General features: G+C 58.7%; 21 protein-coding genes. 17 read left to right on the forward strand and 4 right to left on the reverse strand.

Annotation, left to right across the window (positions count from 1 at the left end):
- Positions 1 to 323, forward strand: a 323-nt coding sequence (locus tag BM275_RS18100; protein WP_139229585.1) for an integrase core domain-containing protein, incomplete at its 5' end; no start/stop codon positions are given.
- Between the two features lie 282 nt (positions 324 to 605).
- Positions 606 to 1160 carry a hypothetical protein gene (locus tag BM275_RS18105; RefSeq protein ID WP_341864684.1) on the forward strand — a complete coding sequence of 185 codons (555 nt, stop codon included), beginning with the start codon at positions 606 to 608 and terminating at the stop codon, positions 1158 to 1160.
- Between the two features lie 497 nt (positions 1161 to 1657).
- Here BM275_RS18105 and gyrB read toward each other — a convergent pair whose 3' ends face one another.
- Genes gyrB through dnaA form a run of 4 tightly spaced genes read right to left on the reverse strand, consistent with a single transcriptional unit; the run spans position 1658 to position 7773 of the window.
- Positions 1658 to 4072, reverse strand: coding sequence for a DNA topoisomerase (ATP-hydrolyzing) subunit B (gyrB, locus tag BM275_RS18110; protein ID WP_023446448.1), 2415 nt, complete (start codon positions 4070 to 4072; stop codon positions 1658 to 1660).
- Positions 4069 to 5181 (reverse strand): DNA replication/repair protein RecF, encoded by a 1113-nt coding sequence (gene recF / locus BM275_RS18115; protein WP_090522749.1) that lies wholly within the window; start codon positions 5179 to 5181, stop codon positions 4069 to 4071. The genes gyrB and recF overlap by 4 nt, the downstream gene beginning before the upstream one ends.
- A 9-nt stretch (positions 5182 to 5190) precedes the next feature.
- A complete protein-coding gene (dnaN, locus tag BM275_RS18120) occupies positions 5191 to 6294 on the reverse strand; it encodes a DNA polymerase III subunit beta (RefSeq protein ID WP_090522751.1) in 1104 nt (367 codons plus the stop codon).
- Positions 6295 to 6327: 33 nt separating this feature from the next.
- Positions 6328 to 7773 (reverse strand): chromosomal replication initiator protein DnaA, encoded by a 1446-nt coding sequence (dnaA, locus tag BM275_RS18125; protein WP_090522753.1) that lies wholly within the window; start codon positions 7771 to 7773, stop codon positions 6328 to 6330.
- A gap of 514 nt (positions 7774 to 8287) precedes the next feature.
- Here dnaA and rpmH point away from each other — a divergent pair.
- The 15 genes from rpmH to atpA all read left to right on the forward strand — a co-directional run bounded on the left by rpmH (position 8288) and on the right by atpA (position 21256).
- On the forward strand, positions 8288 to 8422 hold the full coding sequence (gene rpmH / locus BM275_RS18130; protein WP_003290924.1) for a 50S ribosomal protein L34: 135 nt from the start codon (positions 8288 to 8290) through the stop codon (positions 8420 to 8422).
- A gap of 14 nt (positions 8423 to 8436) precedes the next feature.
- The gene (gene rnpA, locus BM275_RS18135; RefSeq protein ID WP_014822281.1) at positions 8437 to 8832 is read left to right on the forward strand and encodes a ribonuclease P protein component; all 396 of its coding nucleotides are present in this window, start codon (positions 8437 to 8439) and stop codon (positions 8830 to 8832) included.
- Positions 8825 to 9070 (forward strand): membrane protein insertion efficiency factor YidD, encoded by a 246-nt coding sequence (gene yidD / locus BM275_RS18140; protein ID WP_014822280.1) that lies wholly within the window; start codon positions 8825 to 8827, stop codon positions 9068 to 9070. Before rnpA ends, yidD begins: the two co-directional genes overlap by 8 nt.
- Positions 9071 to 9072: 2 nt before the next feature.
- Positions 9073 to 10743, forward strand: a complete 1671-nt coding sequence (gene yidC / locus BM275_RS18145; protein WP_042925928.1) for a membrane protein insertase YidC — start codon at positions 9073 to 9075, stop codon at positions 10741 to 10743.
- Between the two features lie 72 nt (positions 10744 to 10815).
- The gene (mnmE, locus tag BM275_RS18150; protein WP_090522755.1) at positions 10816 to 12183 is read left to right on the forward strand and encodes a tRNA uridine-5-carboxymethylaminomethyl(34) synthesis GTPase MnmE; all 1368 of its coding nucleotides are present in this window, start codon (positions 10816 to 10818) and stop codon (positions 12181 to 12183) included.
- Positions 12184 to 12669: 486 nt separating this feature from the next.
- Entirely contained in the window at positions 12670 to 14562 is a 1893-nt protein-coding gene (mnmG, locus tag BM275_RS18155; protein ID WP_090522757.1) for a tRNA uridine-5-carboxymethylaminomethyl(34) synthesis enzyme MnmG, read from the forward strand.
- Positions 14562 to 15209, forward strand: coding sequence for a 16S rRNA (guanine(527)-N(7))-methyltransferase RsmG (gene rsmG / locus BM275_RS18160; protein WP_090522759.1), 648 nt, complete (start codon positions 14562 to 14564; stop codon positions 15207 to 15209). Before mnmG ends, rsmG begins: the two co-directional genes overlap by 1 nt.
- Before the next feature lie 18 nt (positions 15210 to 15227).
- Positions 15228 to 16016 (forward strand): ParA family protein, encoded by a 789-nt coding sequence (locus BM275_RS18165; protein ID WP_014822275.1) that lies wholly within the window; start codon positions 15228 to 15230, stop codon positions 16014 to 16016.
- Between the two features lie 9 nt (positions 16017 to 16025).
- Positions 16026 to 16898 (forward strand): ParB/RepB/Spo0J family partition protein, encoded by an 873-nt coding sequence (locus tag BM275_RS18170; RefSeq protein WP_090522761.1) that lies wholly within the window; start codon positions 16026 to 16028, stop codon positions 16896 to 16898.
- A gap of 127 nt (positions 16899 to 17025) precedes the next feature.
- A complete protein-coding gene (locus BM275_RS18175) occupies positions 17026 to 17430 on the forward strand; it encodes a F0F1 ATP synthase subunit I (protein WP_371104282.1) in 405 nt (134 codons plus the stop codon).
- A 14-nt stretch (positions 17431 to 17444) separates the two neighbouring features.
- Complete coding sequence (gene atpB / locus BM275_RS18180) at positions 17445 to 18299, forward strand: F0F1 ATP synthase subunit A (RefSeq protein ID WP_023446456.1); 855 nt, start codon at positions 17445 to 17447, stop codon at positions 18297 to 18299.
- A gap of 57 nt (positions 18300 to 18356) precedes the next feature.
- On the forward strand, positions 18357 to 18584 hold the full coding sequence (atpE, locus tag BM275_RS18185; protein WP_003290909.1) for a F0F1 ATP synthase subunit C: 228 nt from the start codon (positions 18357 to 18359) through the stop codon (positions 18582 to 18584).
- Positions 18585 to 18676: 92 nt separating this feature from the next.
- Entirely contained in the window at positions 18677 to 19147 is a 471-nt protein-coding gene (locus tag BM275_RS18190; protein WP_014822271.1) for a F0F1 ATP synthase subunit B, read from the forward strand.
- A gap of 12 nt (positions 19148 to 19159) precedes the next feature.
- Positions 19160 to 19696, forward strand: a complete 537-nt coding sequence (locus BM275_RS18195) for a F0F1 ATP synthase subunit delta (protein WP_003291824.1) — start codon at positions 19160 to 19162, stop codon at positions 19694 to 19696.
- Between the two features lie 15 nt (positions 19697 to 19711).
- Positions 19712 to 21256 carry a F0F1 ATP synthase subunit alpha gene (gene atpA, locus BM275_RS18200; RefSeq protein ID WP_003291823.1) on the forward strand — a complete coding sequence of 515 codons (1545 nt, stop codon included), beginning with the start codon at positions 19712 to 19714 and terminating at the stop codon, positions 21254 to 21256.
- Positions 21257 to 21259 lie beyond the last annotated feature (3 nt).

Here is a 21259-nt window from a genome sequence, read left to right on the forward strand (position 1 = left end):
CGCAGCAGGTACTGTTTCATTCCGATCAGGGCAGCCAATACGCTAGCCGCCTGTTTCGGCAACGGTTGTGGCGATATCGGATGGAACAGAGCATGAGCCGCCGGGGCAACTGCTGGGATAACTCGCCGATGGAGCGATTGTTCCGCAGTTTGAAATCGGAGTGGATTCCACCGACCGGTTACCTGACAGCTCAGGAGGCCCAACGGGACATCAGTCATTACCTGATGCACCGCTACAACTGGATCAGGCCGCATCAATTCAACGATGGGCTACCGCCTGCGGTGGCCGAAGAAAAACTTAACCCACTGTCCGGGATGGGTTGACCACTACATCCTGCATTGGAGCGGGTATTCGATCTTGCTCGAATTCCCAGTACCGATGCTTATTTCATAAGTCGAGCATGGGCGAGTGGTGAGACGCTCTTTGACCAAGCGTCTATCAGTGCCGACGAGTTCCGGCACTGGCTGGAGCAATTACTCGCGGGGCTTGGCTATCTACACAGGCTGGGATTCACCCATAGGAACATAACCCCGCTCAACATCCTCGTGGATGGCGCTAGGGCTACCTTAGTCGGCATGAGTTCTCTGCCAGCAGAGGATCGTCGAGTGGGTGATCTTCGTTATAAATTCCCAGGTGTTATCGAGCAGGGCTGGTCTGCTTTTGCGGATTTGTATGCGCTTTGGGCTTCATTGCTGGATGGCCTACAACCCGGCGTATTGAAGCAAGCAGATGGCGATCTTGAGCGTGCGATACAACAAGTCACTCACCCTGCGCTTTATGATGGCCTGAAAGCCAAAGTAGCGAAGCTGCTGCACGAAGGCACTGCGTTCCATGCTGATGACTACGTTGCGTGGTTTGGTCTGGACATCACTGACCAGCAGACCACAGATCTACCCGACGCGTTTGCCAAAAAATGGGGCATCAGCAAGGGCTACATGACGTTCTTGGTTGTGGACATGTTGAACGATCAAAGACCCCGCATTCGTAGCCAATGGGTTATCGATGCGCTGAGAACCAGACGTATACCGGGAAATAAAACCAACAAAGCCTCGATGAATTCGACCTTCAGCAGGATGAAATCAGCTGGGATCGTTGAGGAGCACAAGACCAAGCACCGCCTGACTGAAGCCTTCTTGGCCGACTGGAGCACCGGCCAGTAGAGGCTTCAGGCTAAGCAAAAGCCCCTGCGGACTCGCGTCAGCAGGGGCTTCTATTTTTAGGCTATCGCCAAATTACTTTGGCCGAACCGCTTAACTTTGGCCGAAAGGGCAAATAACTTTGCCCACCTCCAGGCAGGGTGGCAGGGTGGCAGGGTGGCGGGAATATCAGCATGCGGTTTGTTTCAAAGAAGCCGCAAGCGTGTCGCATCGCACTGCCAATCAGAGTGACTGCTGATGGGCGATGCCCTTTTGATTGGCATAAATTGCAGAGCCCCAGCCGTCCCGTCGAATCTCCCAGAGTTCCTCCACGCCAAAACGAGATTTTCCGCCTCTTCCTTGTAGCTTCACTACACAGCATACCTATGCGGGGCTGTGTGACTATGTCTAAAAGCCTGATCTAGAAAGAAAAACCCCGGCGCTAGGCCGGGGTGGTGAAAGAAATTGTCATGACAATAACTAGCACAAACATGACAATTTATCTGCCCGCCGACAGCGAATCAGAAGTCCAGATTAGACACTGCCAGAGCGTTGGTTTCGATGAAGTCGCGACGCGGTTCAACTGCATCGCCCATCAGGGTATTGAAGATCTGATCTGCACCAATGGCATCTTCGATCGTCACTTTCAACATGCGCCGTACGTTTGGATCCATGGTGGTTTCCCACAGTTGATCCGGGTTCATCTCGCCCAGTCCCTTGTATCGCTGAACGCTGTGGCGGCGCGTGCCTTCGGTCATCAACCATTCCAGCGCTTGCTTGAAGGTGGATACCTGCTTTTTGCGCTCACCGCGCTGAACATAGGCTCCCTCTTCGAGCAGGCTGTTCAGCTTCTCACCGAGAGCAGTTACCGTCCGGTAATCGTTGCTGGCGAAGAAATCACGGTTGAAGGTGATGTAGCTGGCCAGGCCGTGGGAGCTAATCTCGACTTCCGGTAGCCACAGGTGGCGCTCTTTGTCCTCACGCAAGCTGACGTTGTAGATCAAACCGGAGCGTTCACCGACCTTGAGTTGCGCGCTGTACTGCTCCAGCCAGGCCTGCATCGCGGTGTGATCGGCCAACTGCTCTACTGAAACACGCGGCAGGTAGATGAAGTGTTCAGTCAACTCCAACGGATACAGACGCGATAGGCGCTGCAGAGTTTTCATCACCGTACGGTAATCGTTGACCAGCTTCTCCAGCGCTCCACCAGAAAGGCCTGGGGCATGCTCATTGACGTGCAGGCTGGCGTCTTCCAGGGCCGACTGGGTGAGGTATTCCTCCATCGCCTCGTCGTCCTTGATGTACTGCTCCTGCTTGCCACGCTTGACCTTATAGAGCGGCGGCTGGGCGATATATACATAGCCGCGCTCGATCAGCTCAGGCAGCTGACGGAAGAAGAAGGTCAACAGCAGCGTCCGGATGTGCGAACCGTCGACGTCGGCGTCGGTCATGATGATGATGTTGTGATAGCGCAGCTTGTCGATGTTGTACTCTTCACGCCCGATACCACAGCCCAGAGCAGTAATCAGGGTGCCCACTTCCTGGGATGAGATCATCTTGTCGAAACGCGCCTTCTCGACGTTAAGGATCTTGCCCTTGAGCGGCAAAATTGCTTGAGTCTTGCGGTTACGACCTTGCTTGGCCGAGCCACCCGCAGAATCACCCTCCACTATGTAGAGTTCGGAAAGCGCGGGATCCTTTTCCTGGCAGTCAGCAAGTTTGCCCGGCAGGCCGGCGATATCCAGAGCGCCTTTACGACGGGTCATTTCCCGAGCCTTGCGCGCAGCCTCGCGAGCACGGGCGGCGTCGATCATCTTGCCGACCACGGCCTTGGCCTCACCCGGATGCTCGAGGAGGAAATCACCGAAGTACTTGCCCATCTCCTGTTCCACGGCCGTTTTCACTTCCGAGGAAACCAGTTTGTCCTTGGTCTGCGAGCTGAACTTAGGATCCGGAACCTTCACCGAAATGATCGCAGTCAGGCCTTCGCGGGCATCGTCGCCGGTAGTGGCGATCTTGTGCTTCTTGGCCAGGCCTTCCTGCTCAATGTAGGAATTCAAGTTTCGCGTCAGCGCGGAGCGGAAGCCGGCCAGGTGAGTACCGCCGTCACGCTGAGGAATATTGTTGGTAAAGCAGAGAATGTTCTCGTTAAAGCTGTCGTTCCACTGCAGCGCCACCTCGACACCAACGCCGTCGTCACGCTGAACGTTGAAGTGAAACACCTCGTTGACGGGGGTTTTGTTTGTGTTCAGGTAAGCAACGAACGCGCTCAGACCGCCCTCGTACTTGAACAGCTCTTCCTTGGCGGTACGCTCGTCCCGCAGGACGATACCGACACCCGAGTTCAGGAATGACAGTTCGCGCAGACGCTTGGCCAGAATATCCCAGCTGAAATGGATGTTCTGGAAGGTCTCGGACGACGGCTTGAAGTGAATCTGTGTACCCGAGGTATCAGTTTCACCTACCGGAGCCAAAGGTGCCTGGGGCACGCCATGACGGTAGAGCTGTTCCCAGACCTTGCCCTCGCGGCGGATGGTCAGCATCAACTCCTCGGACAGCGCGTTGACCACCGAAACACCCACGCCGTGGAGTCCACCGGATACCTTGTAGGAGTTGTCATCGAACTTACCGCCGGCGTGCAACACGGTCATGATGACCTCTGCCGCCGAAACACCTTCCTCATGGATATCCACCGGAATGCCGCGACCGTTGTCGCGAACGGTGATGGATTCATCGGTATGGATGGTGATGGAGATGTCGCTGCAATGCCCGGCCAGCGCTTCGTCGATCGAGTTATCGACGACCTCGAAGACCATGTGATGCAAACCGGTGCCGTCGTCGGTATCGCCGATGTACATGCCAGGGCGCTTGCGCACTGCATCAAGGCCTTTGAGTACCTTGATGCTCGACGAATCGTACGTGTGGTTTTCGCTCATGCCTTCACTCCCGAGGGGCCGTGGATCTGGGTAATTTGCCCATGTTCCACGTGAAACATTGAGACTGGCGTCTGTTCATGCCAGCCTTCTTGCAAAATGGATGAATCTACGCAGGTGATAAACACCTGACAGTTAAGTTGCTCAAGCAACTTGCACAGCGCCAACCTATGTTGGGCGTCCAGTTCGGACGGCAGGTCGTCGACAAGATAGATGCACTGACCGCGCTTGGTTTCGCTAACCAGATGACCCTGAGCAATACGCAATGCACACACCACCAATTTCTGCTGGCCGCGCGATAGCACTTCAGCCGCGTTGTGATTGCCAACCTTCAATCGCAGATCCGCACGCTGCGGCCCGGATTGGGTGTGCCCTAATGACCTATCCCGTTCCAGCGAAGACACCAGCACATCAGTCAAGGAGCGGTCTTTATCCCATCCCCTGTAATAACTCAGCTTCAGGCCGTCCAAGTCGAGCAAGGCCGCGAGGGTCGATTCAAATACAGGTTTAAGTGCCTGAATATAGGCCCGTCGATATCCGTCAATTTCATCACTTGCCAGCGTCAGTTCCCGGCTCCAGGCCGCATCCAAAGCGCCGTCCAGTGTACCATGCCGCAGCCACGAGTTCCGTTGCCGGAGCGCCTGCTGCATGCGTAGCCAGGCTGGCATGAACCGATGTTCCACGTGGAACACGCCCCAATCAAGAAACTGCCTACGTAATTTCGGTGCGCCTTCGAGAAGGCGGAAACTATCTGGATTGATCAGTTGCAAAGGCAGCGTATCGGCAAGCTCCGCGGCTGACCTGACCCCCTGTCCATCGATACGGATCCGGACGTCACCGCTACGATCCCGGGAAACCCCCAACGCACGACTGTGCTGATCTGGCAGATCAACTTGACCAAAAACGGTGCACGCTGATTGTTCATAGGTGATGACGGGGTTCAGCCGAATGCTACGAAACGAGCGCGCCAGCCCGAGCAGGTGAATGGCTTCGAGCAAGCTGGTTTTTCCGCTACCGTTATCGCCGAAGAGGATGTTGATTCGAGAGGAGGGAGATAACGTCACCGGGTGCAGATTGCGGACCCCGGTGACGGAAAGGCGACTGAGGGACATGAAGCTGGTTTACAGACGCATCGGCATCACGACATATGCGGAATCATCGTTATCGAATTCCTGAACCAGAGCACTGCTGTTCGAGTCAGACAGAATCAGACGCACCTGTTCGGTGGTCATCACGCCCAGCACATCGAGCAGATAGCTGACGTTGAAACCGATCTCCAACGAACTGCCGTTGTAGTCGACCGCAACCTCTTCCTCAGCTTCTTCCTGTTCGGGGTTGTTCGCCTGAATCTTCAACAGCCCACTTTCCAGCTGCAGACGAATGCCGCGGTACTTTTCGTTGGAGAGAATCGCCGTGCGACTGAACGCTTCACGCAGCAACTGACGATCTCCCACCACTAGCTTGTCACCACCACGCGGCAGCACGCGCTCATAGTCCGGGAACTTGCCGTCCACCAGCTTGGAGGTGAAGGTGAACTCGCCAGTGGTGGCGCGAATATGGTGCTGGCCCAGAACGATGCTGACCTCGGCGTCCTGATCGTTGAGCAGCCGCGCGAGCTCGAGGATACCCTTACGCGGCACGATGACCTGATGCCGATCGGGTTGCTCGATCCCCGCCTGCATCGAGCACATCGCCAGGCGGTGGCCGTCCGTCGCTACCGCGCGCAGCATTCCGCTTGAAACTTCGATGAGCATACCGTTGAGGTAGTAGCGAACGTCCTGCTGCGCCATGGCAAAGCTGCTGCGCTCGATCAGCTTGCGCAGCTTGCCCTGTTCGACGGTGAAGGAAAGCGAACCTGGACCTTCTTCAACCGTAGGGAAGTCATTGGCCGGCAAAGTTGAAAGGGTAAAGCGGCTGCGCCCGGACTTGATAACAACCTTCTGATCATCGAGACGGATATTGATCAGCGCATCGCTCGGCAGGCTCTTGCAAATGTCCATGAGTTTGCGCGCCGGAACGGTGATCTCGCCTGGCTCGGCGGCCTCTTCAAGGGCAACACGGCCGACCAGTTCGACTTCGAGATCGGTACCGGTCAGCGACAATTGCTGTCCTTGCACCACAAGCAGTACGTTGGACAGCACCGGCAAGGTCTGACGGCGCTCAACGACGCCAGCAACCAGCTGCAGGGGTTTCAACAGGGCTTCGCGCTGAATGGAGAAATGCATGGTCTGGTCCCTTGCCTATAGATTAGGTCGCACTCAGGTTGTCAAAGTTCGCAGCAAATTCTTGTAATCTTCACGTATATCCGCGTCAGTTTCCCGTAGTTCGGCGATTTTACGGCAAGCATGCAGAACCGTGGTGTGATCCCGCCCACCGAACGCGTCGCCAATCTCAGGGAGGCTGTGGTTGGTCAGCTCCTTGGACAGGGCCATGGCCACCTGCCGCGGTCGGGCGACCGATCGCGATCGCCGCTTCGACAGCAAGTCGGAGATCTTGATCTTGTAGTATTCGGCCACGGTGCGCTGGATATTGTCGACGCTGACCAGTTTATCCTGCAACGCAAGCAAGTCCTTCAGCGATTCGCGAATCAGTTCAATCGTGATATCGCGCCCCATGAAGTGAGCATGGGCGATGACCCGCTTCAGCGCTCCTTCGAGTTCACGGACGTTCGAACGGATCCGCTGGGCAATGAAGAAAGCCGCGTCGTGGGGCAGGTCCACCTTCGCCTGGTCCGCCTTCTTCATCAGGATCGCTACACGAGTCTCAAGCTCGGGCGGCTCGACGGCAACGGTCAGCCCCCAGCCAAAACGCGATTTCAGACGTTCCTCAAGGCCGTCGATTTCCTTGGGATAGCGGTCACTAGTGAGGATGACCTGCTGGCCACCTTCGAGCAGCGCGTTGAAGGTGTGAAAGAACTCTTCTTGCGAACGCTCTTTTTTGGCGAAGAACTGGATATCGTCGATCAGTAGTGCATCGACCGAGCGATAGAAGCGCTTGAACTCGTTGATGGCATTGAGCTGCAGTGCCTTGACCATATCGGCCACGAAGCGCTCGGAGTGCAGGTAAACCACTTTGGCGTTGGGGTTCTTCTTCAGCAGGTGATTACCCACTGCATGCATCAGGTGAGTCTTACCCAGGCCAACACCGCCGTACAGAAAAAGCGGGTTGTAGCCATGCTTGGGATTGTCGGCAACCTGCCAGGCAGCGGCTCGCGCCAACTGGTTGGATTTGCCCTCGACGAAATTTTCGAAGGTAAAGGTCCGGTTCAGGTAGCTGGTGTGCTTGAGCCCACCCTCGACCTGCACGGTACGCTCGACACGCGGCTGCTCGGGTTCACTGGTGTCAGCCGACAACGGCTCGAAGCGTGGCGCCTGCATGGCCGGCGCAGGAGCGCTTACTGCCATTGGCTGTGGCTGAGCACGTGCAGCAGCAGCCGAAGGAAGAGCGGCGGATGACGTCCGTTTACTGCCTATAAGGAGAGAAAGCGCCGGTGCGATTCCGCTTGAACGCTCCGACAGCAGTTCCAACAATCGGGAAAGGTACTTTTCGTTGACCCAGTCGAGCACGAAGCGATTGGGCGCATAGACGCGCAGCTCATCACCATCGCCTTCCACCTGTAGTGGACGAATCCATGTGTTGAATTGCTGAGCAGGCAGTTCATCGCGCAAAATCTCAACACACTGCTGCCAAAGTTCCACCGACACGGAAGCTCCTATCGACTCAGTCGAGGTAAGACGGCGGCCATTGTAACGGCGCGCCCTCAGGTTATCCACAACAAACCTGAAGCGCAGGACGGAATACCCTAGGTCTGGTCAACCACTCAATGCATGGAAAAGCATTGTCGCCAAGTCTGTTGATAAATACCCCTGAGGGCAGTGGTCAAGCCTGTTCAAAAGCACTGATCAATATCGCCTGTGGATATCTTACGTTTTAATCCCCAGGTTGCGCAGAGCCTCTGCACGGGGTGAGCACCGCTTTCGCACCAAGTTTGCATTCGCGGGAGCGCCCGTCTCCTAAGGTCTGTAGCCATCTATCCACAGAAAAGGTGCTGCACATATATAAGCATTACATCTTAAGAGCTTATATTTCTTTTCCTCTTATTTTTTCATCCATGCAGGGCTGGTTGGAAATTGACCTGGCTCGATAGCTTCTCTACAATCGCCGGTCTCTTAAAAGGGGGCCATTCCGGCCCGCAATGGATCACCAGGTAAACGCACCATGAAACGCACTTTCCAGCCCAGCACCATCAAGCGCGCTCGTACTCACGGTTTCCGTGCACGTATGGCCACCAAGAACGGTCGTCAGGTTCTGTCGCGTCGTCGCGCCAAAGGCCGTAAGCGTCTGACCGTCTGATATCGGAACAGGTAGTGAGTCGGGGCTTCGGCCGGGAAAAGCGTCTGCTGACTCCCCGCCAATTCAAGGCAGTCTTCGACTCCCCTTCCGGTAAGGTGCCTGGCAGGAACGTCCTGCTGTTGGCACGCGAGAACGATCTGCAACACCCCCGCCTTGGGCTGGTGATCGGCAAGAAAAGCGTCAAGCTCTCGGTCGAACGTAACCGCATCAAGCGGCAGATACGTGAGACCTTCCGCCATCACCAGTCGGATCTGGTGGGCTGGGACATCGTGATCATCGCCCGCAAGGGATTGGCTGATCTGGACAATCCCGAACTGGCGAAGCAATTCGCCAAGCTCTGGAAGCGACTGTCACGCAGCCCATCCAAGACCGCCGTCGAACCTGGAGCCGCCAACAGCACCCATGCGTAAATTGGCCATCGCTTCGATCAGGGTCTACCAGTACGCCATCAGTCCGATGATGGCCAGTCACTGCCGTTTCTATCCAAGCTGCTCCTGCTATGCACTCGAGGCCATCGAAACTCATGGCCTGTTGCGTGGCGGCTGGCTGAGCCTGCGCAGGTTGGGGCGCTGCCATCCGTGGAATCCCGGTGGCTACGATCCCGTGCCTTCTCATAACACTTCCAATTCATCTCCGATGGCCGAGTAACCATGGATATCAAACGCTCGATACTGCTCGTCGCTCTAGCAGTCGTTGCCTACCTGATGGTTCTTCAATGGAATCAGGACTACGGTCAGGCAGCCCTGCCGACCGAAACCGCGCAAAGCCAGCCGGGCGTACCGGCTCTTCCAGATAGCCCCGCGGCCAACAGCGAAGGCAACGCTGGCGATGTGCCCGCGGTTGCCGGCCAGCAACAGGCCAGCGCCCTGCCGGCTAACGCGCCAAGCAGCCAGCTGATTCGTGTGCGCAGCGACGTGCTTGACGTAGCCATCGATCCGCGCGGTGGCGACATCGTCGAACTGCATCTGCCGCAGTACCCGCGTCGTCAGGATCGTCCCGATGTGCCGTTCCAACTGTTCGAGCGTAGTGGCGAGCGAGTCTATGAAGCACAAAGCGGCCTGATCGGCGACGGCCCGGACAAGGCCAGCGGGCGTCCTCAGTACAGCAGTGAGAAAAGCGAGTACCAACTGGCCGAAGGTCAGGATCAGGTGGTCGTCGATCTGAAATACAATGCTGATGGCGTCAACTACATCAAGCGTTTCACCCTCGAGCGCGGTAACTATGCGCTGAAGGTGAACTACCTGATCGACAACCAAAGCGGTCAACCCTGGACCGGTTACCTGTTCGGTCAGCTCAAGCGCGACAACAGCGGCGATCCCTCCTCAAGCACCGCCACTGGCACCGCTACCTACCTTGGCGCTGCGCTGTGGACCAAGGACGAGCCGTATCGTAAGGTCTCCATGGGCGACATGGATGAAAGCAACCTGCGTGAAAGCGTGCAGGGTGGCTGGATCGCCTGGCTGCAACATTATTTCGTCACCGCCTGGATTCCTCAGCCGGGCGATACCAACCAGGTGCAGACGCGCAAGGATAGCCAGGGCAACTACATCATCGGCTTCACCGGCCCCGCCGTTACCGTACCTGCCGGCGCACAGGGCGAGACAGGCGCCACGCTGTATGCCGGCCCGAAGAGCCAGGACAAGCTGGAAGAACTGTCCCCCGGTCTGCGTCTGACCGTCGACTACGGCATCCTCTGGTTCATCGCTCAGCCGATCTTCTGGCTGCTGGAAAACATCCACGCGCTGCTGGGCAACTGGGGCTGGTCGATCATCGTTCTGACCATCGTCATCAAGCTCGCCTTCTTCCCGCTCTCCGCGGCCAGCTACCGGTCGATGGCGCGCATGCGTGCGGTGTCGCCGAAAATGCAGGCGCTGAAGGAACAGCATGGCGACGACCGCCAGAAGATGTCCCAGGCGATGATGGAGCTGTACAAGAAGGAAAAGATCAATCCGCTGGGCGGCTGCCTGCCGATCCTGGTGCAGATGCCGGTATTCCTGGCCCTGTACTGGGTCCTGCTGGAAAGCGTCGAGATGCGCCAGGCGCCCTGGATGTTCTGGATCACCGACCTTTCGATCAAAGACCCGTTCTTCATCCTGCCGATCATCATGGGCGTGACCATGTTCATCCAGCAGCAGCTGAACCCGACGCCGCCGGATCCGATGCAGGCACGAGTGATGAAGCTGCTGCCGGTGATCTTCACCTTCTTCTTCCTCTGGTTCCCTGCCGGTCTGGTGCTGTACTGGGTGGTCAACAACGTCCTGTCCATCGCCCAGCAGTGGTACATTACCCGCAAGATCGAGGCCGCGGCGAAGCCCGCCTGACGCCTCAACCGCCAATGCAGAACGCCCCTTGATTGGGGCGTTCTGCTATCTGCCGTCCAGAAAGGAGGCCGCATGAATCCAGTTCGCGACACCATTGCCGCCGTCGCTACCGCGCCGGGGCGCGGAGGAGTAGGCATCGTTCGGGTATCAGGGCCACGGTCCAAGGCTATCGCCATTACCCTGACCGGCCGTGAGCCAACGCCGCGGCATGCACATTACGGTGCATTTCACGCAGACGACGGCGAGGTGATCGACGAAGGCCTGCTACTGTTCTTTCCGGGACCGCATTCGTTCACCGGTGAGGACGTACTCGAACTGCAGGGGCATGGCGGCCCGGTTGTCATGGATATGCTGCTGCAGCGCTGCGTCGAGCTCGGCGTTCGTCTGGCTCGGCCAGGCGAATTCAGTGAACGCGCATTCCTTAACGACAAGCTCGATCTGGCCCAGGCCGAGGCGATCGCCGACCTTATCGAAGCGAGTTCGGCGCAGGCCGCGCGCAATGCGGTGCGTTCGCTACAGGGTGAATTCTCTCGCCGCGTGCATCAGTTGACCGAAAGATTGATTCAGCTGCGTATCTATGTCGAAGCGGCGATCGATTTTCCCGAAGAAGAGATCGACTTTCTCGCCGATGGGCATGTCCTGGCACAATTGGATGTCGTGAAAGCCGAGTTATCCACAGTGCTGCGCGAAGCCGGGCAGGGCGCCTTGCTGCGCGACGGAATGACCGTGGTGATTGCAGGGCGCCCCAACGCCGGCAAGTCCAGTCTGCTTAACGCACTGGCGGGCCGTGAGGCCGCCATTGTCACCGATATTGCCGGCACCACCCGCGATGTCCTGCGCGAACATATCCTGATCGACGGCATGCCGCTGCATGTCGTCGATACCGCGGGCCTACGCGATACCGAAGATCAGGTCGAGCGGATCGGTGTGCAGCGCGCGCTCAGCGCCATCGGCGAAGCGGACAGGGTACTCCTGATGGTCGATGCCAGTGCGCCTGAGGCGCAGGACCCACTAGCCCTTTGGCCGGAGTTTCTCGAATCCAACCCTGCGCCGAACCGGGTGACGCTGATTCGGAACAAGGCTGACCTGAGCGGTGAGCCGATCTCGATTCGCTTCGACGACAACGGACAGGCAACACTGAGCCTGTGCGCACGATCCGGCGAAGGTATCGAGTTGCTGCGCGAACACCTCAAGCAGTGCATGGGCTACGAGCAGACCGCTGAAAGCAGCTTCAGCGCCCGACGTCGCCATCTGGACGCACTGCGTCTGGCCGACCAGTACCTGGAGCATGGCCATGCCCAACTGACGCTGGCCGGCGCCGGTGAGCTGCTGGCCGAGGATCTGCGCCTGGCACAACAGGCACTCGGTGAGATCACAGGCGCGTTCAGCTCAGACGACCTGCTCGGGCGAATCTTCTCGAGCTTCTGCATCGGCAAATGACACTGCACGGGCGCTAACCACGCCCGCCCCCCTTTCATGCACAACGCTACGCTGAAAATTCGTGGCGATGGCATTCGGCTGCCGAAATTCCCGCCATGAGCCCTGTGGAAAAGGCCGCCTAAGGGCAGTAGAAAAGTTAGGGCGTAAGATGGTGAAAACCCCCGCTGTGTATAAGCTTCACTTTAATCCACAGGATGCTGACGGTATTCACACCGCCAGCGCCCAGCCGCAGCACAGGTTTATCCTTCGCCACAAGTAAAGAGTGCCAAGGGCTCCACGTGGTTATCCACAGAAATGAGCTTCACCATTTATAAACACATAAATAAGCTTCTTATATATTTTCTTCTCTATTTCTAATGTTTATCCACCGACTCGCCTCCGCCAGATGGTTGGTCATTTTTTGCTCAGAGCCCTTCTTTAGCACTGGCTAAATCCCTATACTTCGCGGCTTCCCAAATTCCCATCTGAACAGGCACGAGGTGCGTGGTGGACTTCCCTTCCCGTTTTGACGTGATCGTTATCGGCGGCGGCCATGCCGGCACCGAGGCTGCGCTGGCAGCGGCACGCATGGGCGTGAAGACCCTGCTGCTCAGCCACAATGTGGAAACCCTCGGCCAGATGAGCTGCAACCCGGCCATCGGTGGCATCGGCAAGAGTCATCTGGTCAAGGAAATCGATGCGTTGGGTGGGGCCATGGCGATGGCCACCGACAAGGGCGGCATCCAGTTTCGCGTGCTCAACAGCCGCAAGGGGCCAGCCGTTCGAGCCACCCGAGCGCAAGCTGACCGCGTGCTCTACAAAGCTGCTATTCGTGACACTCTGGAAAACCAGCCGAACCTGTGGATATTTCAACAGGCAGCGGACGACCTCATCGTCGAGCAGGATCAGGTCCGGGGTGTCGTGACCCAGATGGGGCTGCGTTTCCTCGCGGATTCCGTGGTGCTGACCACCGGGACCTTCCTCGGCGGGCTTATCCACATTGGCCTGCAGAACTATTCAGGCGGGCGCGCAGGCGATCCGCCTTCGATCGCCCTGGCTCACCGGCTGCGCGAGTTGCCGCTGCGCGTCGGTCGGCTGAAGACCGGTACGCCGCCACGTATCGATGGTCGTTCGGTGGATTTTTCTCTTATGACCGAGCAACCGGGCGACACACCGCTGCCGGTGATGTCGTTCATGGGCAATCGTGAGCAGCACCCGCCGCAGGTCAGCTGCTGGATCACTCACACCAACGCGCGAACGCATGAAATCATTGCCGCCAACCTCGATCGTTCGCCGATGTATTCCGGCGTGATCGAGGGCGTCGGCCCGCGCTACTGCCCGTCGATCGAAGACAAGATCCATCGTTTTGCCGACAAGGACAGCCATCAGGTCTTCCTCGAGCCCGAAGGCCTGACCACTCATGAGCTGTATCCCAACGGCATCTCCACCTCGTTGCCGTTCGATGTGCAGCTGCAGATCGTGCAGAGCATCCGTGGCATGGAGAATGCCCACATCGTGCGGCCGGGCTATGCCATCGAGTACGACTACTTCGACCCCCGCGATCTCAAGTACAGCCTGGAGACCAAGGTGATCGGCGGGCTGTTCTTCGCCGGCCAGATCAATGGCACCACCGGTTACGAAGAAGCTGGTGCCCAGGGACTGCTCGCCGGAGCCAACGCTGCGCTGCGGGCGCAGGGCAAGGACAGCTGGTGTCCGCGTCGCGATGAGGCCTACCTAGGCGTGCTGGTCGATGACCTGATCACCCTCGGTACCCAGGAGCCCTATCGGATGTTCACCTCGCGTGCCGAATACCGGCTGATCCTGCGCGAGGACAATGCCGATCTTCGTCTGACCGAGAAGGGTCGCGAACTGGGTCTGGTGGACGATGCCCGCTGGGCTGCGTTCTGCGCAAAGCGCGAAGGTATCGAGCTCGAGGAGCAGCGCCTGAAGAGTTGCTGGGTTCGTCCCGGCACACCACAGGGCGATGCCATCGCCGAGCGTTTCGGCAGCCCGCTGGCTCGCGAGTACAACCTGTTCAATCTGCTGGCCCGTCCGGAAATTGATTACCAGAGCCTGATCGAACTGACCGGTGACGGTGCGCAGGATCCTCAGGTCGCCGAGCAGGTCGAGATCAAGACCAAGTACGCCGGCTACATCGAACGGCAGCAGGACGAGATCGAACGACTGCGTGCCAGCGAAAACATCGCCTTGCCGGAGAATCTCGACTACACGACGATTCCGGGCTTGTCGAAGGAGATTCAGCACAAGCTCGGTCAGGCAAGGCCTGAGACGCTCGGGCAGGCCTCGCGTATTCCGGGAGTCACTCCCGCTGCGGTGTCGCTGCTGATGATTCATCTGAAGAAGCGCAATGCCGGCCAGCAGTTGGAGCAGAGCGCCTGATGAGTCTGGTCAGCGAATCCCATGCCGCCGAACTCGTGCGCGGCGCCCTGGCGCTAGGCGTCGAGCTGAGTGAAGGGCAACAGCAGCAGTTGCTGGCCTACCTGGCACTGCTGATCAAGTGGAACAAGGCCTACAACCTAACCGCGGTGCGCGATCCCGACGAAATGGTTTCGCGACACCTGCTCGACAGCCTGAGCGTGGTGTCCTTCGTTGCCGAGTCCGGACAGACCTTGCTGGACGTCGGCAGCGGTGGTGGCATGCCTGGCGTGCCGCTGGCGATCGTGTTTCCTGATCGCAGCTTCACGCTGCTGGACTCCAATGGGAAAAAAACGCGATTCCTGACGCAGGTGAAGCTGGAGCTGAAACTGGCCAACCTCGAAGTCGTGCACAGCCGCGTCGAGCAGTTCCAGCCGGCGGAAGCCTTCGACGGCATCACCTCGCGCGCCTTCAGTTCCCTTGAGGACTTCGCCAGCTGGACGCGGCATCTGGGCAATACCCAGACGCGCTGGTTGGCGATGAAGGGCGTGCAGCCGGACGACGAACTGCAACGGCTGCCCGCCGACTTCCGCCTCGATGCCTGTCACGTACTCAAGGTTCCCGGTTGCCAAGGCCAGCGCCATCTGCTGATACTGCGCCGCACTTCATGACCCGGACAGACACTGACCATGGCTAAAGTTTTCGCCATTGCCAACCAGAAGGGCGGTGTCGCCAAGACCACCACCTGCATCAACCTTGCGGCTTCGCTGGTTGCCACGCGCCGTCGCGTGCTGCTGATCGATCTCGACCCCCAGGGCAACGCCACCACTGGTAGCGGTGTGGACAAGCTCGGGCTGGAGTACTCGATCTACGACGTACTGATCGGCGAATGCAGCCTGGTGGATGCCATGCAGTTCTCCGAGCATGGCGGCTATCAGTTGCTGCCGGCCAATCGCGACCTGACCGCGGCGGAAGTGGCCCTGCTGAATCTGCCGGCCAAGGAAAAACGCCTGCGTGAAGCACTGGCACCGGTGCGGGAGAACTACGACTACATCCTCATCGATTGCCCGCCGTCGCTGTCGATGCTGACCATCAACGCGCTGGCTGCGTCGGACGGCGTCATCATTCCCATGCAGTGCGAGTATTACGCGCTCGAAGGGCTTACCGATCTGGTCAATTCGATCCAGCGTATCGGCCAGGCGCTCAACCCCAGCCTGAAGATCGAAGGCCTGCTGCGCACCATGTACGACCCGCGCAGCAGTCTGACCAACGATGTATCCGAACAGCTCAAGGCGCATTTCGGCGACAAACTCTACGACACCGTTATCCCGCGCAACGTCCGGCTCGCCGAGGCCCCCAGCCACGGCATGCCGGCGCTGGTCTACGACAAGCAATCCAAGGGCGCTCTGGCCTATCTGGCCCTGGCCGGTGAACTGTCGCGACGCCAGCGTCAGTCGGCGCGTGGCGCCCCCGCATAAGGACTACTCATGGCGACCAAGAAAAGAGGCCTAGGCCGTGGACTCGATGCCCTGCTCGGCGGCGCCAGTGTTTCGGCAATGCAGGAAGAGGCTGCGAAGGTCGATACCCGTGAACTCCAGCACCTGCCGCTGGACCTGATCCAGCGCGGCAAGTACCAGCCGCGCCGCGATATGGACCCGCAGGCCCTGGAGGAGCTGGCCCAGTCGATCAAGAACCACGGCGTGATGCAGCCGATCGTGGTGCGTCCCGTCAGCGGTGGCCGTTTCGAGATCATCGCCGGTGAACGTCGCTGGTGTGCCAGCCAGCAGGCCGGGTTGGAGAAGGTGCCGGCGCTGGTTCGCGAAGTGCCGGACGAAGCGGCCATTGCCATGGCGCTGATCGAGAACATCCAGCGCGAAGACCTGAATCCGATCGAGGAAGCCGTCGCGCTGCAGCGCTTGCAACAGGAGTTCCAGCTGACCCAGCAGCAAGTTGCCGACGCGGTAGGCAAGTCGCGTGTCTCGATAAGCAATTTGCTGCGCCTGATTGCGCTGCCGGAAGAGATCAAGACGCTGCTGTCACACGGTGACCTGGAGATGGGCCACGCGCGGGCATTGCTAGGTCTGCCGGCGGAACAGCAGGTCGAAGGCGCGCGGCACGTTGTCGCACGTGGCCTGACCGTGCGCCAGACCGAAGCCCTGGTGCGTCAGTGGTTGAGCAGCAAGGAAACACCGAAAGCCGAAGTCAAGGTCGACCCGGACATCAGCCGTCTGGAGCAGCGCCTGGCGGAACGCCTGGGCTCTCCGGTGCAGATCAAGCACGGACAGAGAGGCAAAGGGCAGCTGGTGATTCGCTACAGTTCGCTGGATGAACTGCAGGGTGTATTGGCCCACATCCGCTGATACAAATTGTTTGTAGTGCCGGTCGGAAAATACTACCGGAGAGTTGAACCCTGGCTGGCCTGCTCCTATACTCGCCGCGCTTTTTTGACTGCGGACAATTATTTACGCGGCCTGCTACAGCGATGGAATTCAGGTGAACATACGCAACAGAACACCCTTCCATCGCCTTCCGGCATTTCGCGTATTGCTGATGCAGGCAATGGTCGTAGTAGTGACCGCTGTCTCATGTGGCCTGGTTTTTGGTATGGTCGCCGGCTACTCCGCGCTGTGCGGTGGTTTGATTGCGCTGTCAGCGAACGTGTATTTCGCGTACAAGGCCTTTCGTTACTTTGGCGCACGTTCGACTCAGGCGATCATCCAGTCGTTCTGGTCTGGCGAGATGGGTAAACAGATTCTGGCAGCAGCGCTTTTTGCGTTGGTGTTCGTGGGAGTGAAACCGCTGGAACCGATCGCCTTGTTTGCCGGCTATCTGCTGGTTCTGGGTGTCGGAGCAAGCGCGCTCCTGCTGATGAAAAACAATCCGAAGCATTGAGCATTGAGGCGTTTATGGCGAGTACCCCCGCTGAATATATCCAGCACCACCTGCAAAACCTCACCTACGGCAAGCTGCCGGCAGGTTACGAGCGTGCTGATGGCTCCGTTCTCGATCAGGCCACCTGGACCATCGCTCAGACGGGTCTGGAAGCTCGTGACATGGGCTTCATGGCATTCCACCTGGATACCCTCGGCTGGTCGCTGCTGATGGGCGCCATCTTCATCCTGCTGTTCCGCAGCGCCGCCAAGTCCGCCACGACCGGTGTACCGGGCAAGCTGCAGAACTTCGTCGAGATGTGCGTCGAGTTCGTCGAAGGCGTGGTGAAGGACACCTTCCACGGCCGCAATGCTCTGATCGCTCCGCTGGCGCTGACCATCTTCGTCTGGGTGTTCCTGATGAACAGCCTGAAGTGGATTCCGGTCGACTACATCCCGGGTCTGGCCAGCCTGCTGGGCCTTCCGGCGTTCAAGATCGTGCCAACCGCCGACCCGAACGGTACCTTCGGTCTTTCGCTCGGCGTGTTCATCCTGATTCTCTTCTACAGCGTCAAGGTCAAGGGTTTCGGTGGCTTCAGCAAGGAGCTGGCGTTCACTCCGTTCAACCACTGGTCGCTGGTGCCGTTCAACCTGTTCCTCGAGATTCTCGGCCTGCTGACCAAGCCGCTCAGCCTCGCGCTGCGTCTGTTCGGCAACATGTATGCCGGTGAGGTGGTGTTCATCCTCATCGCTCTGCTGCCGTTCTACGTGCAGTGGACCCTGAATGTGCCTTGGGCGATCTTCCATATCCTGGTGATCCCGCTTCAGGCCTTCATCTTCATGGTACTGACGGTGGTGTACCTGAGCTCTGCCCATGAAGAACATCACTGAAAACCGCTAACGCTTTAACCGAAAAACCTTAACCCCCCTTAGCTTCAGGAGCTTTACATGGAACTCGTCTACATCGCCGCCTCTATCATGATCGGTCTGGGTGCCCTGGGCACCGGTATTGGCTTCGCCCTGCTGGGCGGCAAGCTGCTGGAATCCACTGCTCGTCAGCCTGAGCTGGCTCCCCAGCTGCAAACCAAAACCTTCCTGATGGCCGGCCTGCTCGACGCCGTGCCGATGATCGGCGTTGGTATCGCGATGTACCTCATCTTCGTTGTCGCCGGTTAATCACTTTCCGGTTTGAGATGGGGTTCGCCGGGCGAGCCCCGTCGCCGTGGAATGACTCCCGCGTTGAACGAGATAGCACGAGGTAAATCGCTGTGAACATTAACTTGACGCTGTTCGGTCAAACGCTCGCCTTCGCTATCTTCGTCTGGTTCTGCATGAAGCTCGTCTGGCCGCCAATCACGGCAGCCATGGCAGCGCGCCAGAAGAAGATCGCTGAAGGACTGGATGCGGCAGGCCGTGCGCAGCAAGACCTGAAACTGGCTCAGGACAAGGTGTCCAACACCCTCCGCGAGACCAAGGAGCAGGCAGCCCAGATCATCGAGCAGGCGAACAAGCACGCCAATGCGATCATCGAGGAAGCCAAGCAGCAGGCACGTGTCGAAGGCGAGCGACTGGTCGCCGGCGCCCGCGCCGAGATCGAACAGGAAGTGAACCGTGCCAGGGACCAACTGCGCAATCAGGTAGCGGCTCTTGCCGTCGCCGGTGCAGAGAAGATCCTGGAGTCCCAGGTGGACGCCAAGGTGCACAACGAGCTGGTCGAAAAACTGGCCTCCCAACTCTAAGCGAGGCAAGCGATGATCAATACCCAGACGCTTGCTCGGCCATACGCGAAAGCCGCTTTCGAGTTTGCCAGCGCCGCAGGAACGACCGAGTCCTGGTCGAAAATGCTGAACCTGGCCGCCATCGCTGTTGAAGTCCCAGAAGTCGCAGCGTTGCTGAACGACCCCCGCCTGACCAGCGAAAGCAAGGTCCAGGGGCTGGTGCGTCTACTCGGTGACGACGCCGACGAAGCTTTCCGCAACTACGTCCAGACCCTTGGCGAGAATGATCGCCTGTCGGTACTGCCGACCGTGTGGGAGCTGTACGAGGACATCAAGGCGCAAGCCGAGAAAACGCTCGAGGCAGAAGTTGAAACCGCCTTCGAGCTCAGCAACGAGCAACTCCAAACTTTGGCTGCCGCCCTGTCGAAGCGGCTAGATCGCACCGTCAACCTCCAGCAGGCCGTGAATCCTGCGCTGATCGGCGGCGTGTTGATTCGCGCCGGTGATGTGGTTGTCGACGGTTCGGTCCGCGGCAAACTGAGCCAGTTGGCCGAATCGTTGAAATCCTGATTTGAGGGTCATGGCATGCAGCAACTGAATCCTTCCGAGATTAGTGAAATCATCAAGCAGCGCATCGAGAAATCGAATGTCGCTGCTCAAGCCCGTAATGAGGGCACCGTCGTCAGCGTTTCTGACGGTATCGTACGTATCTACGGTCTGGCCGACGTCATGTACGGCGAAATGATCGAGTTCCCTGGCGGCATCTTTGGTATGGCACTGAACCTGGAGCAGGACTCCGTAGGTGCCGTGGTTCTGGGTAACTACCTGGGCCTGACCGAAGGCATGAGCGCCAAGTGCACCGGCCGCATCCTTGAAGTTCCGGTTGGTCCGGAACTGCTGGGCCGCGTAGTCGACGCACTGGGTAACCCGATTGATGGCAAAGGCCCGATCAACGCTCAGGCAACTGACGCGGTCGAGAAGGTTGCGCCGGGCGTGATCTGGCGTAAGTCCGTCGACCAGCCGGTGCAGACCGGTTACAAGTCGGTCGACGCCATGATCCCGGTAGGCCGTGGCCAGCGTGAGCTGATCATCGGCGACCGTCAGATCGGCAAGACCGCCCTGGCCATCGACGCCATCATCAACCAGAAGAACAGCGGCATCCGCTGCGTTTACGTTGCCATTGGTCAGAAGCAGTCGACCATCGCCAACGTGGTTCGCAAGCTGGAAGAGCACGGCGCACTGCACAACACCATCGTTGTCGCTGCGTCCGCCTCCGAATCCGCTGCCCTGCAGTACCTGGCGCCTTACGCTGGTTGCACCATGGGCGAGTACTTCCGCGACCGCGGTGAAGACGCGCTGATCGTGTATGACGATCTGTCTAAGCAGGCTGTGGCGTACCGCCAGATCTCCCTGCTGCTGCGTCGTCCGCCGGGACGTGAAGCCTATCCGGGCGACGTGTTCTATCTCCACAGCCGCCTGCTGGAGCGTGCGTCGCGCGTTTCCGAAGAGTATGTCGAGAAGTTCACCAACGGTGCCGTAACTGGCAAGACCGGCTCGCTGACCGCTCTGCCGATCATCGAAACCCAGGCGGGCGACGTTTCCGCGTTCGTTCCGACCAACGTGATTTCCATCACCGACGGTCAGATCTTCCTGGAATCGGCCATGTTCAACGCAGGTATCCGTCCGGCCGTCAACGCCGGTATCTCGGTATCCCGTGTTGGTGGTGCTGCCCAGACCAAGATCGTCAAGAAGCTGTCTGGTGGTATCCGTACCGCTCTGGCTCAGTACCGTGAACTGGCTGCGTTCGCGCAGTTCGCTTCCGACCTCGACGAAGCGACCCGCAAGCAGCTGGAGCATGGTCAGCGCGTTACCGAGCTGATGAAGCAGAAGCAGTACGCGCCGATGTCCATCGCCGACATGTCCCTGTCCCTGTACGCCGCCGAGCGCGGTTTCCTGACGGACGTGGAAGTGGCCAAGGTTGGCGCCTTCGAGCAGGCCCTGATCGCCTTCTTCAACCGCGAGTTCGCCGATCTGATGGCGAAGATCAACGTGAAGGGTGACTTCAATGACGAAATCGACGCAGGCCTGAAGGCCGGTATCGAGAAGTTCAAGGCCACTCAAAGCTGGTAAGCC

Source organism: Stutzerimonas kunmingensis, assembly GCF_900114065.1.
In the GTDB taxonomy this organism is placed as follows: Bacteria; Pseudomonadota; Gammaproteobacteria; order Pseudomonadales; family Pseudomonadaceae; genus Stutzerimonas; species Stutzerimonas kunmingensis.

What these genes read in the sequence shown, in the direction of transcription:
- yidC (WP_042925928.1), top strand. Translation starts at nt 9,073, where the DNA reads ATGGATATCAAACGCTCGATACTGCTCGTCGCTCTAGCAGTCGTTGCC.
- rpmH (WP_003290924.1), top strand. Translation starts at nt 8,288, where the DNA reads ATGAAACGCACTTTCCAGCCCAGCACCATCAAGCGCGCTCGTACTCAC.
- atpE (WP_003290909.1), top strand. Translation starts at nt 18,357, where the DNA reads ATGGAACTCGTCTACATCGCCGCCTCTATCATGATCGGTCTGGGTGCC.
- atpA (WP_003291823.1), top strand. Translation starts at nt 19,712, where the DNA reads ATGCAGCAACTGAATCCTTCCGAGATTAGTGAAATCATCAAGCAGCGC.
- BM275_RS18195 (WP_003291824.1), top strand. Translation starts at nt 19,160, where the DNA reads ATGATCAATACCCAGACGCTTGCTCGGCCATACGCGAAAGCCGCTTTC.
- gyrB (WP_023446448.1), bottom strand. Translation starts at nt 4,072, where the DNA reads ATGAGCGAAAACCACACGTACGATTCGTCGAGCATCAAGGTACTCAAA.
- dnaN (WP_090522751.1), bottom strand. Translation starts at nt 6,294, where the DNA reads ATGCATTTCTCCATTCAGCGCGAAGCCCTGTTGAAACCCCTGCAGCTG.
- yidD (WP_014822280.1), top strand. Translation starts at nt 8,825, where the DNA reads ATGCGTAAATTGGCCATCGCTTCGATCAGGGTCTACCAGTACGCCATC.
- BM275_RS18170 (WP_090522761.1), top strand. Translation starts at nt 16,026, where the DNA reads ATGGCGACCAAGAAAAGAGGCCTAGGCCGTGGACTCGATGCCCTGCTC.
- recF (WP_090522749.1), bottom strand. Translation starts at nt 5,181, where the DNA reads ATGTCCCTCAGTCGCCTTTCCGTCACCGGGGTCCGCAATCTGCACCCG.
- atpB (WP_023446456.1), top strand. Translation starts at nt 17,445, where the DNA reads ATGGCGAGTACCCCCGCTGAATATATCCAGCACCACCTGCAAAACCTC.
- BM275_RS18165 (WP_014822275.1), top strand. Translation starts at nt 15,228, where the DNA reads ATGGCTAAAGTTTTCGCCATTGCCAACCAGAAGGGCGGTGTCGCCAAG.
- mnmE (WP_090522755.1), top strand. Translation starts at nt 10,816, where the DNA reads ATGAATCCAGTTCGCGACACCATTGCCGCCGTCGCTACCGCGCCGGGG.
- rsmG (WP_090522759.1), top strand. Translation starts at nt 14,562, where the DNA reads ATGAGTCTGGTCAGCGAATCCCATGCCGCCGAACTCGTGCGCGGCGCC.